The organism is Methylorubrum suomiense, assembly GCF_022179765.1.
GTDB classification, from domain to species: domain Bacteria; phylum Pseudomonadota; class Alphaproteobacteria; order Rhizobiales; family Beijerinckiaceae; genus Methylobacterium; species Methylobacterium suomiense.
Window position 1 is genome coordinate 59,582 of the sequence record NZ_BPRE01000011.1, and the last position, 14,434, is coordinate 74,015.

Below are 14,434 nucleotides of genomic sequence, written 5' to 3' on the forward strand. Positions count from 1 at the left end.
AATAGCGGCCCGCTCCGGCCGCGTCGAGATCGTTTACCCGATCCGCCCGCCCCCCTTGCGGGTCACCGCCACCACCGAGGGCCGGGGCGGCATATCGGGAGAGAAATCCGGCCAGCGGGTCGAGGGCTTCTCGTAGGAGCCGAGGCCGCCTTCCTCGTCGGGCTCGCCGGGATGCTGGACCGCGACGAAGAAGGTGCGATCGTCCGGGGCGAAGCACGGGCCGCACATCTCGGCGCCCACCGGAACCTGAAGGAAATGGCGTGAGGTGCCCCGGCGCGGGCCCTCGGTCTCCATCGCCCAGATGCCGTCGGCGCGTCCGGTGGCGCGGCGGTTGTTGCCGTCGGTGGCGATCCAGAGGCGGCCGCTGCCGTCGAAGGCGCAATTGTCGGGCATGCCGAACCAGCCATCGGCGGTGGTCAGCGCCGAGAAACTCGCCTTCACCTCGGGCTTGGCCGGCTCGCCGCAGCGGACCAGCACCTCCCAGCGGAACGTTTCCGCGCTATGATCGCCACCTTCGGGACTCAGTTCGATCACGTGGCCGAAGGCGTTGAGGGGACGGGGATTGGCCGCATCGATCTGCTCGGGCGTGCGCTTCGTGTTGTTGGTCAGCATCACGTAGACGCGGCCGGTCTTCGGGTTGGCCTCGATATCCTCCGGCCGGTCCATCGGGGTGCCCCCCAGGAGCTTCGCCGCGCGGCGGGTCTCGATCAGCACGTCGGCTTGGCTCGCAAATCCGTTGGCGGCGTCGAGCCCGCCCGTGCCGTGCGTCAGGGCGAGCCAACGGCCGGTGCCGTCGGCCTCGAAGCGGGCGACGCTGAGGGTACCGGAATCGAGGAGATCGGCATTTTCCGCCCGCGTCGCCGCAACGCGCCCCGCGCTGACGAAGCGGTAGACGTGCTGGAAGCGCTCGTCGTCACCGAGATAGACGACGTAGCGCCCATCACCCGCCGTCGCGCCCGCCGCCCCCTCGTGCTTGAAACGCCCGAGCGCCGTGCGCTTCCTCGGCGTCGAGGCCGGATCGAACGGGTCGATCTCCACCACCCAGCCGAAGCGGTTCGGCTCGTTGGGCGTCTTCGACAGGTCGAACCGCTCATGGAAGCGGCCCCAACCGTATTGCGGGGTCCCCAGACCCATCGTCTTGGCGTTGCCGGCTTCCGCGTGGCCCTCCGGCAGGCGACCCTGGAAATAGTAGTGGATGTTCTCTTCCCCGGAAAGCCACGTGCCCCAGGGCGTCACGCCACCGGAGCAGTTGTTGATCATGCCCTCGACCCGCCGCCCCTCCGGATCGGCCGCCGTGGCGAGGCGGGGATGGCCGGCGGCGGGGCCGGTGATCGCCATCGGCGTGCGCGCGGTGATGCGGCGGGTGAAGGCCGAGCCGATCACCGGGGCCCAGCCTCCGTCCCGATGCCGGATTTCCACCACCGAGCCGCCATGCGCCGCCATCTCGATCGCGACCTGCTCGGCGGAGAGCGCCGCGATCACCCCCTTGCGGTCGGTGGCGCCGAGGCAGGCGAACATCAACTCGGCATTGGTGTACTCGTGGTTGACCACGAGCAGACCGCGGTTCGCGTCGCCGTCGAGGGGGATGAAGCCGACGAAGTCGTTGTTGTAGCCGAAGCGTTTCTCCTGCCCCTCCGGGCTCTGCGCGGTGGGGTCGAAAGCCGCGAGATCGGCATAGAGCGGGTCGCCCCAACGCAGCAGAACCTGCGCCTCGTAGCCCTCGGCCACGTGGAGATGCTCGTCGATTCCCGCGGCGAGTTCGGGAAAATCGAAGGCGGACGGCTCTGCGGAGGCGGCCGGCACCGGGCCGAGGCCGCCCACGAGGGCCGCGGCTCCCGCGCCGCGCATCAGATCGCGTCGGGAGGAGCGGCGGACGATCACCGCGTCGAGGCTGGGGGCAGCGGGCAGGTCGGACATCGCGGGCTCATCGCGGGGCGTCGATCGAAGCCCCGCCGCCTATCCCCGTCGGATGTCGCTTCGATGACGAGGCGCGCGCCCGCGCCGAAGGGTCACGCCGGCGCGCCGCCGCTCTCGGTCTTGAGCCAGGCCGCGCCGCAGGCCTTCGCCAGCTCGCGCACCCGGAGGATGTAGCTCTGGCGCTCGGTCACCGAAATGACGCCGCGGGCATCGAGCAGGTTGAAGACGTGGCTCGCCTTGATGCACTGGTCGTAGGCCGGCTGAGCCATGCGGTGGCGGCCGGACGCCTCGGTCGGCGCGCCCGCATCGAGGTAGAGGCGACAGGCCTTCTCCGCATCGGTGAACTGGCGGAACAGCATCGCGGTATCGGCCGCCTCGAAATTGTGGCGCGAATATTCCTGCTCCGCCTGCAGGAAGACGTCGCCGTAGGTGACCTTGTCCGCGCCCTCGCCCCCGTTGAAGTTCAGGTCGTAGACGTTCTCGACGCCCTGGACATACATGGCGAGGCGCTCGAGACCGTAGGTCAGCTCACCCGCGACCGGCGCGCATTCGAAGCCCGCGACCTGCTGGAAATAGGTGAACTGGCTCACCTCCATCCCGTCGCACCAGCATTCCCAACCGAGGCCCCAGGCGCCCAACGTCGGGCTCTCCCAATCGTCCTCGACGAAGCGGATGTCGTGAAGCTTGAGATCGACGCCGATGGCGTCGAGCGAGGCGAGGTAGAGTTCCTGAAGATTGGCCGGGTTCGGCTTCAGGATGACCTGGAACTGATAGTAATGTTGAAGCCGGTTCGGGTTCTCGCCGTAGCGCCCATCCTTCGGCCGACGCGAGGGCTGGACATAGGCCGCCTTCCAGGGCTTCGGGCCGAGCGCGCGGAGCGTGGTCGCCGGATGGAACGTGCCGGCGCCGACCTCCATGTCGTAGGGCTGGAGGATCACGCAGCCCTGCGCCGCCCAGAAGCGCTGCAGCGTCAGGATCAGGCCCTGGAACGAGCGTGTGGGCGAGAGATCGGCGTCGCTCGGCATCTCAAGGTCCGATGGCGGGAAAGGGGTGCGGTTCGTTTAAGAGCGGGGGGCGGGGTGTCAAGCGAAGGGTGGCTTGGCGGGCTCGTCGCCGCAAGCGCCGGTGCCCCTTCCTGCAAAGACCCGCCGCGCGGGGCGTCCTTACGCCGGAATGGCGGCCGCGCGTGTGGCCCGGCACATATTTTCTTCCCCGGAGCGTCGAGACCGGGAACGGCAAAGGTTGTCGTCAAGTTAATACCGCGAAACAACAGCCACGCTTTGCCCCCGAGCAAGCGCTCACAACGGCCCGGAAGATCATGCGCAAGGGATTGACTGTTTTCGCCGCCCTCGTCGCCACCTCGCTGGCGGCCACGCCGATCGTGATGGGCGCGTCCGCTCGCGCGACTTCGGACGGCACCGAGACCGTCGAGACGAAGGTGGCGGTGACGCCGGTGGAGATTGCCCCCGTCGCCGCGCCTGCCGTCGCCGAAACCTGCACCCGCAAGGTCCGCGTCGTCTATTCCGGATACGGCGCCGCCCCGGCCCAGTGCCGCTAAGGCCGATCAGGGCGACGGGGACAGCCGACCCCGCGCCCGCAGACTCAGCATGATGCGATCGTAGGTCTCCGGTCGGTCGAGGGCGCGGGCCAGTACGACCGCCCCCTGGATGCTGCCGACGATATCCTCGGCGCGTGCCGTCGCGGTGCCCTCTGGATGCCCGGCGCGGGAGAGCGCTCCGGCCAAAGCCTCCACCCAGAGGGCGAAATAGCGCCGTAAGTCCTCCGCGAAGCGATCACGGGCATCACTCAGGCTCAGTGCGCCGACGAGGCAGACGCGCCGACCGGACCGGAAATAGTCGGTCACAGTCTCGAACATGGCTTCAATCGCCGCTTCCGGGTCGCCCGCCTCCCGCAGGGGCTCGAAGACGTGGGTGGCGAACCAGGCCTCGATCTCAGCCAGCACGGCCTCGACCATCTCGGCCTTTCCCCCAGGGAAGAAGTGATAGAGGCTGCCCTTCCCCAGCCCCGTCGCCTGCGAGATCCGCGACAGGCTCGCGCCCTCGTATCCGTGCTCCCGAAAGGTCTCCGCGAGCGCGGGCAGGAGGTCGGCCCGCGCGGCGATGGCGCGGGCCAACTCAGAGCTCGAGATCGCTCAGGGAAGGGTGATCGTCCGGCCGGCGGCCGAGGGGCCAGTGGTACTTTCGGTCGGCTTCGGCGATCGGCAGATCGTTGATCGAGGCGACGCGGCGGGCCATCAACCCGGCCTCGTCGAACTCCCAATTCTCATTGCCGTAGGAGCGGAACCATTGTCCGCTGTCGTCGCGCCACTCATAGGCGAAGCGCACGGCGATCCGGTTGCCCTGGTGCGCCCACACCTCCTTGATCAGGCGATAGTCGAGCTCACGCGCCCATTTGCGCGTGAGGAAGGCGGCGATCTCCTCGCGACCGCGGACAAATTCGGCGCGGTTCCGCCACACGCTGTCGGGGGTGTAGGCCCCGGCAACCTTCTGCGGGTCGCGGCTGTTCCAGGCATCCTCGGCCATGCGCGCCTTTTGCGCGGCGGTCTCGGCGGTGAAGGGCGGAAGCGGCGGGCGCGACATGACGGTCTCCGTACCGTTCGGTCAAGACTGGACCGATCGGTACAGAACATGCTGCGATCGTGCAAGCGAGCCGTGTGACGGCGCCGCGCTACAGGCCGAGCCGTGCCCAGGCGGCACGCTCCTCGATCGCCGCGAGGGCACCTTCGGAGAACGAGGCCGCGGTCTGACCCGGCGTCGAGCGACGCAACAGCCGAGCCAGAAGCGAGCCACGGGTCTCCGGGACCAGATGCAGCTCGACCTTCTCGCCGTAGCGCTCCCGCAGCGTCCCGCGCAGATCGCCGACCGAATCGGCGAGGCCGAGGCTCACGGCCTGCCGCCCGGTCCAGACCGCGCCGGTGAACAGGTTTCGATCCGCATCCAGCTTCGGCCGGCGGCCGCGTACCAGCGTCGTGAACAGGTCCTGGACGTCGGCCTGCAGATCCTTCAGGCGGGCGACATCGTCCGGATTCTCGGGGCGGAACGGGTCGAGCATCGCCTTTGCCTCGCCCTGCGTGTGGACGCGGCGCTCGATGCCGATGCGCTCGATCAGGCGGTCGAAGCCGAAGCCCGCCGAGACGACGCCGATGGAGCCGACGATCGAAGCCGGATCGGCCACGATCTCGTCGGCGGCGCAGGCGATCATGTAGCCGCCCGACGCGGCGGCATCCTCGACGAAGGCGAAGACCTTGAGGTTCTTCTCCTCGGCAAGCGCCCGGATGCGCTTGTAGATGAGATGCGACTGCACCGGCGACCCGCCCGGCGAGTTGACGACGAGCGCCACCGCCGACAGGCGCGGCATGGCGAAGGCCCGCTCGAGGCTCGGGGCCACGGTACCGATGGAGAGGCCCGGCCGGATCGGCGAGACGGCGCCGATCACCCCGCTCAGGCGCACCACCGCGACCCGCGGCGTTTCCTTGCGGAAACGACGCGGCAGGAGGAAGCGCAACCGGTCGGGCAGGCGAAGCGGCATGGAAGGGCTCGACAGCGTCTCGGCGGCGGCGTGGAGCGCCGCGGCCTGGAAGGACCGTCTCGTTATCAGGATGCCGGTTTGCGATCCAATGGAGCACAGCCGCTTTGCTTATTGGCCCATTGCCGCCCGTCCGTGCAGCGCCTGTACCTCCGGCGTGAAACGCCCCTGCGCATCCTGAAGCACCAGCGGAGGAAGCAGGCGGAACGGGCCTCGGCTGCCCTTCCGTCCCGAGATCAGGACGCGAATCGCCGGCCGGTCCGCCCGGGCGTGAACCGGCCGCACCGCGCATTCACCGAAACGTCCTTCGAGCACGGTCAGACAGGCCGGCAGGGCGTCGGCCCGGTGGATCAGCCCGATCCGGCCGGCCGGCCGGACGAGGTCGGCGCAGGATCGCATCCAGGCGTCGAGCCCGCCCGCTTCCGGGAAGGCGTGCGCGGCGGCGCGACCGGCATCGGGCGACGATCGGTGGCCCCTGCCCTCGAAGAAGGGTGGGTTCGTCAGCACGAGATCGGCGCTGCCGGGCAGGAGCCCCGCGGCATGGCGCGCACTGCCGGGAGCCAGCAAGTCCGCCGCGATGACGGAGACCCGCTCCTCAAGGTCGTTGGTGGCGATATTGTCCTGTGCGAGCGCCGCGAGGGTGGGGTCGCGCTCGACCAGCACCACGCGGCTCCCCGGCGAGAGATGAGCCACGGTGAGGCCGACAGCCCCGGTCGCGGCACCGAGATCGTAGACGACGGCGCCCGGTTCCGGCGTCATCAACCGGGCGAGCAGAATCGCGTCCGTGCCGGCACGGTGGGCCCCGTGGGGCGGCTGGCGCAGGCGCAGCGCGCCGCCGAAAAACAGGTCGGGATCAGCCGCGTCCGTCATCGCGCAGTTCGGAGGCGAGGCCGGCATCGGTCAGGATGCGGCGGGCCTGCGCCGCATGGTCGTCCGGCACCAGCAGGCGCCGCCCGAAGGCGCCGATCGAGCCCTGCAACAGGCTCATATGCTCGTCGGCGACGAGCAGCGGGATTTGCGCGCCCTCCAGCAGGGAGCGGGCGAATCCGATCAGGACGATGTCATTGCTGCGGATGAGTTCCGTCACGGCGCCGCACCTGCCTCCCGGCCTATCGGTTCGGTTCCTCCCTACAGCATTGCGCGCAAAAGGGCAGGCTGGCCCGGGTGCCGACCCATCGGCTGATCCGGCGGCGTGCGATCCGCGCGACCGGTGACCATCAAGGCTCGGGGGGAGTCGCGGCGCGGGGCCGTGCGTCGCGGGCGCGTGTTGCGATGCGGGCGCCCCCGTGCGAGAGGGGGCGCCACGGGGAAGAGGGTCCGGCACTGCGCCGGCTCGGGTTCCGGAGGCTCCGCGCTTGGGCGTCGTCGTACCGTTGGAAGAAGGCCGCACCGAACCGGAGGCGAGCCTCGACGACCTCGTCCGCCTCGTCTCGGGCGGGATGGAACGGGTGAACGCCACGATCCTGTCGCGCACCGGATCCGACGTGGCGATGATTCCGGAAGTGGCCAACCATCTGATCGCCTCGGGCGGCAAGCGCCTGCGTCCGATCCTGACCCTCGCCTGCGCCGATCTCGCCGATTACGCGGGGGGCGACGGCGCGGTGAAGCTCGCCGCGGCGGTCGAGTTCATGCACACCGCGACCCTGCTGCACGACGATGTGGTCGACGAGAGCGACATGCGCCGCGGGCGCGTCGCCGCCCGCATCAAGTGGGGCAACGAGGCGAGCGTGCTGGTGGGCGACTTCCTGCTCGGGCAGGCCTTCCGCATGATGGTCGAAGTCGGTTCGCTGCGCGCCCTCGACATCCTGTCGGCCGCCGCCACCGTGATCGCCGAGGGCGAGGTGATGCAACTCACCGCCGCCAAGAACACCGAGACCTCCGAGGAGGAATATCTCGCCGTGATCCGCGGCAAGACCGCCGAGCTGTTCGCTGCGGCCTGCGAGGTCGGCCCGGTTCTGGCGGGGCGGCCCGAAGCCGAGCAGGCGGCCTGCCGTGCCTACGGCATGAATCTCGGTATCGCCTTCCAGCTGATCGACGACGTGCTCGATTACGGTGGCACCAGCGCTGCCCTGGGCAAGAATGTCGGCGACGATTTCCGCGAGGGCAAGATCACGCTGCCGATCGTGCTGGCCCTGCGACGCGCCTCGGACGAGGAGCGGGTGTTCTGGCGCCGCACCCTGGAGCGGGAGGAGCTGGAAGAGGGCGATCTGGAACAGGCCCTCGCGATCCTCCGACACCACCGAGCCCTCGAGGACACCATGGATCGGGCCCGCCATTATGGCGATGCCGCCCGCGCGGCGCTGACCCCGTTCGCCGATGGCCCGGTCAAGGCGGCGCTTCTGCAGGCGGTCGATTTCTGTATCGCCCGGGCGCATTGACGGCGCGCCCCTCGCGACCGTGACCGGCCCGGTCGTCCTAGCATTGCTGCCGGTCGTCCTGCTGATCGCCCTGGGGATGGGTCTGAGGCGATGCGGCTTTCTCGACGAGCGGTTCTGGCCCCAGGCCGAACGCCTCGCCTATTTCGTCCTCCTGCCGTGCCTGTTCTTCCACGGCCTCGCGACGGCGCAGCTCGACGCGCTGCCCGTTTTCGACCTTGCCCTGACGCTTGTCGTCGCGACCGTCGCGGTCGCCGCCTGCGTGGTGGCCCTGCGGCCCCTGATGCGGATCGACGGCCCGGCCTTCACCTCGGTGTTCCAGGGAAGCGTGCGGTTCAACAACTATGTCGGCGTGACGCTCGCCGCGGGCCTGTTCGGGGCGAAGGGTATCGCGCTTGCCGCGATCTGCAACGCCGCGATCGTGCCCACGGTCAACATCCTCTGCGTCGTGGTCTTCGCCCGCTACGGCTCGGCCCGTCTCGATGGGCGCGGCATCACCCGCCAGATCCTGACCAATCCGCTGGTCGTCTCGTCCGTCGCCGGCATCGCCTTCCGCTTCACCGGCCTCGGGCTGCCGCCGGGATTGGAACCGGCCCTGCGGACGCTCGGGGCCGCCTCGCTGCCCCTTGGATTGCTCTGCATCGGCGCGGCGCTCGAATTCGGCGCCGCGCGACTCTGGACGGGACCGATCGCGGTCGCGTCCCTGTACAAGTTCGCGGCGATGCCTTTCGCCACGATGCTGAGCGCGCTTGCCCTGGGATTGAGCGGCCCGGCCCTGACCGTGGCCCTCGTCTTTCAGGTGCTGCCGACGGCGTCCTCCGCCTACATCATGGCGCGTCAGCTCGGCGGCGACGCGTCATTGATGGCCGGCATCATCGCGGTGCAGACCCTCCTGGCGCTCGCCGCGATCCCCCTCGTCCTCAGCGGGATCGCGCGCGTGGTCACCTTGTAGAGCTGGGCTGAACGTCAGCCCTTGGTGCCCTTCTTGAAGCTCTGGATGGCGTTCTGGCATCCCGGCGAGAGCTTGGCCATGTTCTTCTGGAAGCATGCCTGCGTCTCGGGACCGTCCTCGGGCGGCAGGCCGGCGCAGAAGGTGGTGAAGTCGCCCATGCATTGCTGCTGGAGGATCGCCTTTTCGTCGTCCGACATCGGCGCGGCGAGGGCCGCCGGAGCGAGGCCCACGAGCAGAGCGGCGGACAGGAGAAGACGTACCGACATGGTGTGATTCCGAACCTTCGAGAAAAACCGTGGAGAAAGTCGCCGAACCGGCAAAACGTTGCACGGCGCGGATGATTACGGAGGCCGGAACGGGTGCGCGAAGCTTCGCGTTGAGAGGCCCGCCTACAGGAGAACGCCGTGCGCCCCGCCCTCCTCCTCATTGGACTCATCTTCCTGGTTCCGCTGCAGGCGGTGTCGGCGCAGCCCTCGATCGAGGAGGTGCCGGCAAGCGAGGAGACGGGCGCGCGTCCCGGCCCGCCCCCGCCCCTGCCCGATCTCGCCGATCCGAATGCGCGCGCCGGCACGGCGCTGAACGAGCCCGACGAGAGCTCCGGAATTCCGAAGTCCCTGCGGGCGTCCGGCTCGAAGGCGGGAGGCCCCGCCAACGAACTCAATCCCGGTGGTCGCGCCGAGGCCCCGGCGCCGCCGAAGGGCGATCTCCAGCGGGTGGTCGCCGGGCGGGAACTGTTTCACGGCAATTATTGCGGGAAGGGCCAGCGCGGCGAAGGGCTCGCGCCGATCGACGCGCTCGATGCCGCCTGCATGCGCCACGATGCCTGCTACGGCACCGCCGGCTACAGTTCCTGCACTTGCGACGCGACCCTGCGTCGGGAGGCGACCGCCGTCTCGGACGATCCGTCGGTTTCGCTCGAGACCCGCCGCCGGGCGCTCAGCGTGACGCAGGCCACCGCCGCCATGGAATGTCGTCAGCCCTGAAGGGGCAAGGAGATCTACTCGGTCTCGTCCCGGCGCTGTCGCAGTTCCGGGGCGGGCTGCTCCGGCTCGGTCGCCGGGGCGACCTGACTTTCGGCGCGGCTCGTATCGACGAACAGCCGGGCCTCGCCCTCGCGCACGCCGAGGCTCCGGAGCGCGTAGGTCATCATGCCGAGGGCCAGTTCCCGCTCGGCCATGAGGACGAGGCCGACGCCGTCTTCCTCCAGGCGACGACGCTCGGCATCGCTGTGGGTGCGCACCACGCTGTCGATCCCGGGATTGATCCCGCGGGCCTTCGCCAGCAGGCGCCGGCCCTGGTGTGAATCCGGCGTGGCGACGACGAGGAGATGGGCGCTGGCAATGTCGGCGGCGTCCAGGATACCCGGCGCGGCGGCATCGCCGAACACCGCCGGCACGCCCTCGGCCCGCAATTCCTCGACCCGGCGACGATCGCGCTCCACCACGACATAGGGCAGATTCCAGTCGGCGAGAGCCTTGGCGATGGCGCTGCCGACCCGGCCGTAGCCGACGAGGACGGCGTGGCCCCGCATGCCCGGCTCGTGCCCGCCCACCGGCGGCGGGACCGCGCCCCGCCGCTCCAGGCACCGACGCCAATCGGGCCGTTCGCCGAGCCAAGCGTCGATCCGCTCGGCCAGGGCGAAGAAGAGCGGGTTAAGGGTGATCGAGAGCAGCGCGCCGCCGAGGATCAGGTCGCGTCCGGGCTCCGGCAGGAGTTTGAGCGAGATGCCGAGACCCGCCAGAATGAAGGAGAACTCGCCGATCTGCGCCAGGCTCGCCGCGATGGTCAGCGCGGTGCCGACCGGATGGCCGAAGGCCAGCACAATGGCGATGGCCGCGAGCGATTTGCCGATGACGATGACGCCGAGAACGCCCAGGACCGAGAGCGGCTCGCGGATCAGGATGCCGGGGTCGAACAGCATGCCGACCGAGACGAAGAACAGCACCGCGAAGGCGTCCTGCAATGGCAGGGAATCGGCCGCGGCCTGATGGCTGAGGTCGGATTCGGCGAGCACCATGCCGGCGAAGAAAGCGCCGAGGGCGAAGGAGACGCCGAACAGCTCCGAGGAGGCGAAGGCGATGCCGACCGCGCTCGCCAGCACCGCCAGCGTGAACAGCTCCCGCGAACCGGTGCGGGCGGCGAGCCCCAACAGGTACGGCACGAAGCGGCGCCCGCCGATCAGCATCACGGCCATGAACACGCCGACCTTGGCGAGCGTCAGCCCCAGGGTCGTCCAGAGCCCGTAGGCCGACGCGCCGCCCTGGGCGACCGCATGCCCGGCCGCATGATCGCCGCCCTGGGGCAGCTCGCCGCCGAGGGACGGCGCGAGCGCGGGCAGCAGAACCAGCGCCAGGACCATGGCGAGATCCTCGACGATCAGCCAGCCGACGGCGATCCGCCCCTTGTCGCTGTCGAGGAGACCTCTCCCCTCGAGCGCGCGCAGCAACACGACGGTGCTGGCCACCGACAGGGCCAGCCCGAACACGATGCCGGCGCCCAGGCCCCAGCCGAAGGCGGCGGCGAGGCCGGCCCCCATGGCGGTGGCGGCGGCGATCTGCACGACCGCACCCGGCAGGGCGATGGTGCGCACCGCCATCAGGTCCTTGACCGAGAAGTGCAGGCCGACGCCGAACATCAGCAGGATGACGCCGAGTTCGGCAAGCTGGGCCGCGAGGGCCGCATCGCCGACGAAGCCGGGGGTGAACGGGCCGATGGCGATCCCCGCCACGAGGTACCCCACCAGCGGCGGCAGTCTCAACCGTTGCGCCGCCATGCCGCCGATGAAGGCGCAGACCAATCCCAGCGCGATGATCGAGATGAGTCCGGTGGCGTGCTGCAACGCGAGTTCGTCCCTCGGAGCGTCGGTCGCCCCGATGGTTCCTTAGAGCAATTCTTCCGCCCTTGTCCGCTCTCGCGTCGGACCCGGGACAACAGCGTGTGCCGCACGTCACCCGTTAAGTCGTTCTTCCGATTCGCGCTTTACCAACCCGCACCCTCCGCCACGCCGCCCCGCCGATCGACTCGCGTCATCGCTGGCGCCCCCCGCCCGGCGGCAGGCCGGAAGGGCCGCGGGGACAACCCTTCGGAGGCCCGACAAGGCGCAAGACACGTCGCGGCGAGTCAAGCGAATGTCGCTGCCATGGCAGCGGACGGACGGCGCAGCCGCGATAGTGATGAGGCCTGATACGGCATCTGGCTTCGGAGGCCCCATGCTCGACGTGACGCCGACTCCTCTGCAGCGCCTCCTGCGCGAGCGCCGCCGCGGCTATAGTCTTCCGGCACCCTTCTATCTCAGCCCCGAGGTGTTCGAGGCGGATATGGAGGTCATCTTCGGTCGTCACTGGATCTATGTCGGCGTCGAGCCCGACGTGCCGGAGGCCGGCGACGTCATGGTCGTCGATATCGGCAAGACCTCCATCGCCATCGTGCGCGACGACGACAACGAGATCCGCGCCTTCCACAATGTCTGCCGCCACCGCGGCGCCCGCCTCGTCCACGACGAGAAGTCGACCGTCGGCAATCTCGTCTGCCGCTACCATTCCTGGACCTACGACCTCACCGGCAACCTGATCCATGCCGAGCATATGGGGCCGGATTTCAAGAAGGGCTGCCACGGCCTCAAGCCGGTCCATGTCCGGTCCCTGGCGGGCCTGCTGTTCATCTGCCTCGCCGCCGAGCCGCCCGCCGATTTCGACGAGATGGCTGCCCGTCTCGGCCCGTATATTGAGCCGCACAACGTGCGCGGGACCAAGGTCGCCTTCCAGAAGGACATCATCGAGCCCGGCAACTGGAAGCTTACGATGGAGAACAACCGCGAGTGCTACCACTGCGGTGCGAACCATCCTGAGCTGACCGTGCCGCTCTTCGCCTACGGCTTCGGCTTCGCGCCGGAGGAGATGGACGAGCACGATCGGGCCAATGCCGAGCGCTACGGCTGCCTGCTCAAGACCCGCCACGGCGAGTGGGAGGCGGAGGGCCTGCCCTCGCGGGAGATCGAAGAGCTCGACACGATGGTGACGGGCTTCCGCACCGAGCGGCTGCCGCTCGACGGCGAGGGCGAATCCCACACCATCGACACCAAGGCGGCCTGCAAGAAGCTCCTGGGCAACTTCACCAATGCCAAGCTCGGCGGCCTCTCGGTCTGGACCCAGCCGAATTCCTGGCACCATTTCCTGGGTGACCACATCGTCACCTTCTCGGTGCTGCCGCTCGATGCCGAGCGCTCGCTGCTGCGCACCAAGTGGCTCGTCCACAAGGATGCCGTCGAGGGCGTCGATTACGATCTCGCCAACCTCATCAGCGTCTGGGAAGCGACGAACGATCAGGACAGCGAACTCGTCGGCATCTGCCAGCAGGGTGCGCGCTCGCCCGCCTACGAGCCCGGCCCCTACTCGCCGAACACCGAGATGCTCGTGGAGAAGTTCTGCAACTGGTATGTCGGTCGCATGACCGCGCATCTGGGCCGCTGAGTCATGGTGCCGGCCTCCGCCGAACCGGCCGCTCAACGCCTCAAGGCTTCCGCGCCCTGGGATGCGGAGGCCGATGACGCCCTGGTCTGCCTCGCGGTGCGCGACGAGACGCACGACGTGAAGACCTTCGTCCTGGCTCCCAGGACGCCCCGTCTCTTCGCCTACGCGCCGGGTCAGTTCCTGACCTTCTCCTTCGAGATCGGCGGCGAGACGATCCACCGCTGCTACACCATCTCCTCGTCGCCCACCCGCCCGCACACCGTCTCGTTCACGGTCAAGCGCGTGGCCGGCGGCCCGGTCTCGAACTGGCTGCACGACACCCTGAAGGTGGGCGACACCGTCCGGGCGCTCGGGCCGATGGGCGACTTCACCTGCTTCCAGAACCCGGCGCGCAAGTATCTCCTCCTGTCGGGCGGCAGCGGCGTGACGCCGATGATGTCGATGGCGCGCACCTTCCACGACCTTGGCGAGGCTCGCGACGTGGCCTTCGTCCACTCGGCCCGGTCCCCCGCCGACATCGTGTTCCGCGGCGAACTCGAGACGATGGCCCGCCTCGATCCGTCCTTCCGATTTCACGCCGTCTGTGAGGCGGATTCGGACGGCGAGATCTGGAATGGTCCGAAGGGCCGGCTCTCCCTCGACATCCTGCAGGCGGCCGTGCCCGATTTCCGGGAGCGTGAAGTCTTCGTCTGCGGGCCCAAGCCCTACATGGACGCCGTCAAGGCGATGCTGAAGGATGCCGGCTTCGACATGGCCCGGCACCATGAGGAAAGCTTCGATTTCGGCGCTTTGCCCGAGGCCGAGAAGGAAGCCGCCGAGCAGGCCGAGCAGGTTCTCGACGCCGCCCCCGCATCGACCGTGCGCGTCTTCCGGGTGGAGTTCGCCAAGACCCGCCGCGTCCTCGAATGCCCCGAGAACGAGACGGTGCTCGACGCCGCTCGCAAGGCGGGCATCCGCCTGCCCTCGTCCTGCGCGAAGGGCTTGTGCGGCACCTGCAAGTCGAAGGTCACCGCCGGCACCGTCTCGATGACCCATGCGGGCGGCATCCGCCAGCGTGAGATCGATGCCGGGATGGCGCTGCTCTGCTGCTCCAAGCCGACGAGCGACCTCGTGGTCGAGCGCTGAGCGCGGCCCAGGGTGCCGTCCGACGAAAGGGCCGCCGGTTCGTCGAGAGA

Annotated in this window: 15 protein-coding genes; 6 read left to right on the top strand and 9 right to left on the bottom strand. The window is 69.3% G+C overall.

Annotation, left to right across the window (positions count from 1 at the left end; translation table 11 throughout):
- Window positions 1-33: 33 nt before the first annotated feature.
- Together MFF26_RS17450 and MFF26_RS17455 are read right to left on the bottom strand one after the other, a co-directional pair.
- On the bottom strand, window positions 34-1,917 hold the full coding sequence (locus MFF26_RS17450) for a PhoX family protein (RefSeq protein ID WP_238308261.1): 1,884 nt from the start codon (window positions 1,915-1,917) through the stop codon (window positions 34-36).
- A 92-nt stretch (window positions 1,918-2,009) separates the two neighbouring features.
- Complete coding sequence (locus MFF26_RS17455; protein WP_137827125.1) at window positions 2,010-2,942, bottom strand: glycine--tRNA ligase subunit alpha; 933 nt, start codon at window positions 2,940-2,942, stop codon at window positions 2,010-2,012.
- A 293-nt stretch (window positions 2,943-3,235) separates the two neighbouring features.
- Here MFF26_RS17455 and MFF26_RS17460 point away from each other — a divergent pair, with 293 nt between their 5' ends.
- Window positions 3,236-3,475, top strand: a complete 240-nt coding sequence (locus MFF26_RS17460) for a hypothetical protein (RefSeq protein WP_137827126.1) — start codon at window positions 3,236-3,238, stop codon at window positions 3,473-3,475.
- A gap of 6 nt (window positions 3,476-3,481) precedes the next feature.
- On the opposite strand, the gene MFF26_RS17465 is transcribed toward MFF26_RS17460, so the two are convergent.
- The 5 genes from MFF26_RS17465 to MFF26_RS17485 all read right to left on the bottom strand — a co-directional run bounded on the left by MFF26_RS17465 (window position 3,482) and on the right by MFF26_RS17485 (window position 6,550).
- Window positions 3,482-4,051: a TetR/AcrR family transcriptional regulator gene (locus MFF26_RS17465; RefSeq protein ID WP_137827127.1), complete on the bottom strand. Its 570-nt coding sequence runs from the start codon at window positions 4,049-4,051 to the stop codon at window positions 3,482-3,484.
- 1 nt (window position 4,052) lies between these two features.
- Entirely contained in the window at window positions 4,053-4,517 is a 465-nt protein-coding gene (locus MFF26_RS17470; protein WP_137827128.1) for a nuclear transport factor 2 family protein, read from the bottom strand.
- An 88-nt stretch (window positions 4,518-4,605) separates the two neighbouring features.
- On the bottom strand, window positions 4,606-5,466 hold the full coding sequence (locus MFF26_RS17475) for a S49 family peptidase (RefSeq protein ID WP_137827129.1): 861 nt from the start codon (window positions 5,464-5,466) through the stop codon (window positions 4,606-4,608).
- Between the two features lie 108 nt (window positions 5,467-5,574).
- Entirely contained in the window at window positions 5,575-6,333 is a 759-nt protein-coding gene (locus MFF26_RS17480; RefSeq protein ID WP_137827130.1) for a tRNA1(Val) (adenine(37)-N6)-methyltransferase, read from the bottom strand.
- The gene (locus MFF26_RS17485) at window positions 6,317-6,550 is read right to left on the bottom strand and encodes a putative signal transducing protein (RefSeq protein ID WP_137827131.1); all 234 of its coding nucleotides are present in this window, start codon (window positions 6,548-6,550) and stop codon (window positions 6,317-6,319) included. Before MFF26_RS17485 ends, MFF26_RS17480 begins: the two co-directional genes overlap by 17 nt.
- Window positions 6,551-6,818: 268 nt before the next feature.
- Between MFF26_RS17485 and MFF26_RS17490 the strand changes: the two genes are divergently transcribed.
- Both MFF26_RS17490 and MFF26_RS17495 read left to right on the top strand, forming a co-directional pair.
- Window positions 6,819-7,841, top strand: coding sequence for a polyprenyl synthetase family protein (locus MFF26_RS17490; RefSeq protein WP_137827132.1), 1,023 nt, complete (start codon window positions 6,819-6,821; stop codon window positions 7,839-7,841).
- Between the two features lie 19 nt (window positions 7,842-7,860).
- Complete coding sequence (locus MFF26_RS17495) at window positions 7,861-8,790, top strand: AEC family transporter (RefSeq protein ID WP_137827133.1); 930 nt, start codon at window positions 7,861-7,863, stop codon at window positions 8,788-8,790.
- 14 nt (window positions 8,791-8,804) lie between these two features.
- Here MFF26_RS17495 and MFF26_RS17500 read toward each other — a convergent pair whose 3' ends face one another.
- Window positions 8,805-9,056 (bottom strand): hypothetical protein, encoded by a 252-nt coding sequence (locus tag MFF26_RS17500; protein WP_137827134.1) that lies wholly within the window; start codon window positions 9,054-9,056, stop codon window positions 8,805-8,807.
- 183 nt (window positions 9,057-9,239) lie between these two features.
- Between MFF26_RS17500 and MFF26_RS17505 the strand changes: the two genes are divergently transcribed.
- Window positions 9,240-9,773: a phospholipase A2 family protein gene (locus tag MFF26_RS17505; protein ID WP_373324492.1), complete on the top strand. Its 534-nt coding sequence runs from the start codon at window positions 9,240-9,242 to the stop codon at window positions 9,771-9,773.
- 14 nt (window positions 9,774-9,787) lie between these two features.
- Here MFF26_RS17505 and MFF26_RS17510 read toward each other — a convergent pair whose 3' ends face one another.
- Window positions 9,788-11,629, bottom strand: coding sequence for a cation:proton antiporter domain-containing protein (locus tag MFF26_RS17510; RefSeq protein WP_137827136.1), 1,842 nt, complete (start codon window positions 11,627-11,629; stop codon window positions 9,788-9,790).
- Window positions 11,630-11,999: 370 nt separating this feature from the next.
- Here MFF26_RS17510 and MFF26_RS17515 point away from each other — a divergent pair, with 370 nt between their 5' ends.
- Both MFF26_RS17515 and MFF26_RS17520 read left to right on the top strand, forming a co-directional pair.
- The gene (locus tag MFF26_RS17515; RefSeq protein WP_137827137.1) at window positions 12,000-13,259 is read left to right on the top strand and encodes an aromatic ring-hydroxylating oxygenase subunit alpha; all 1,260 of its coding nucleotides are present in this window, start codon (window positions 12,000-12,002) and stop codon (window positions 13,257-13,259) included.
- Between the two features lie 3 nt (window positions 13,260-13,262).
- The gene (locus MFF26_RS17520) at window positions 13,263-14,384 is read left to right on the top strand and encodes an FAD-binding oxidoreductase (RefSeq protein WP_137827138.1); all 1,122 of its coding nucleotides are present in this window, start codon (window positions 13,263-13,265) and stop codon (window positions 14,382-14,384) included.
- The last annotated feature ends 50 nt before the right edge of the window (window positions 14,385-14,434 follow it).

What these genes read in the sequence shown, in the direction of transcription:
- MFF26_RS17515 (WP_137827137.1), top strand. Translation starts at nt 12,000, where the DNA reads ATGCTCGACGTGACGCCGACTCCTCTGCAGCGCCTCCTGCGCGAGCGC.
- MFF26_RS17500 (WP_137827134.1), bottom strand. Translation starts at nt 9,056, where the DNA reads ATGTCGGTACGTCTTCTCCTGTCCGCCGCTCTGCTCGTGGGCCTCGCT.
- MFF26_RS17475 (WP_137827129.1), bottom strand. Translation starts at nt 5,466, where the DNA reads ATGCCGCTTCGCCTGCCCGACCGGTTGCGCTTCCTCCTGCCGCGTCGT.
- MFF26_RS17470 (WP_137827128.1), bottom strand. Translation starts at nt 4,517, where the DNA reads ATGTCGCGCCCGCCGCTTCCGCCCTTCACCGCCGAGACCGCCGCGCAA.
- MFF26_RS17450 (WP_238308261.1), bottom strand. Translation starts at nt 1,917, where the DNA reads ATGTCCGACCTGCCCGCTGCCCCCAGCCTCGACGCGGTGATCGTCCGC.
- MFF26_RS17455 (WP_137827125.1), bottom strand. Translation starts at nt 2,942, where the DNA reads ATGCCGAGCGACGCCGATCTCTCGCCCACACGCTCGTTCCAGGGCCTG.
- MFF26_RS17520 (WP_137827138.1), top strand. Translation starts at nt 13,263, where the DNA reads ATGGTGCCGGCCTCCGCCGAACCGGCCGCTCAACGCCTCAAGGCTTCC.
- MFF26_RS17460 (WP_137827126.1), top strand. Translation starts at nt 3,236, where the DNA reads ATGCGCAAGGGATTGACTGTTTTCGCCGCCCTCGTCGCCACCTCGCTG.
- MFF26_RS17480 (WP_137827130.1), bottom strand. Translation starts at nt 6,333, where the DNA reads ATGACGGACGCGGCTGATCCCGACCTGTTTTTCGGCGGCGCGCTGCGC.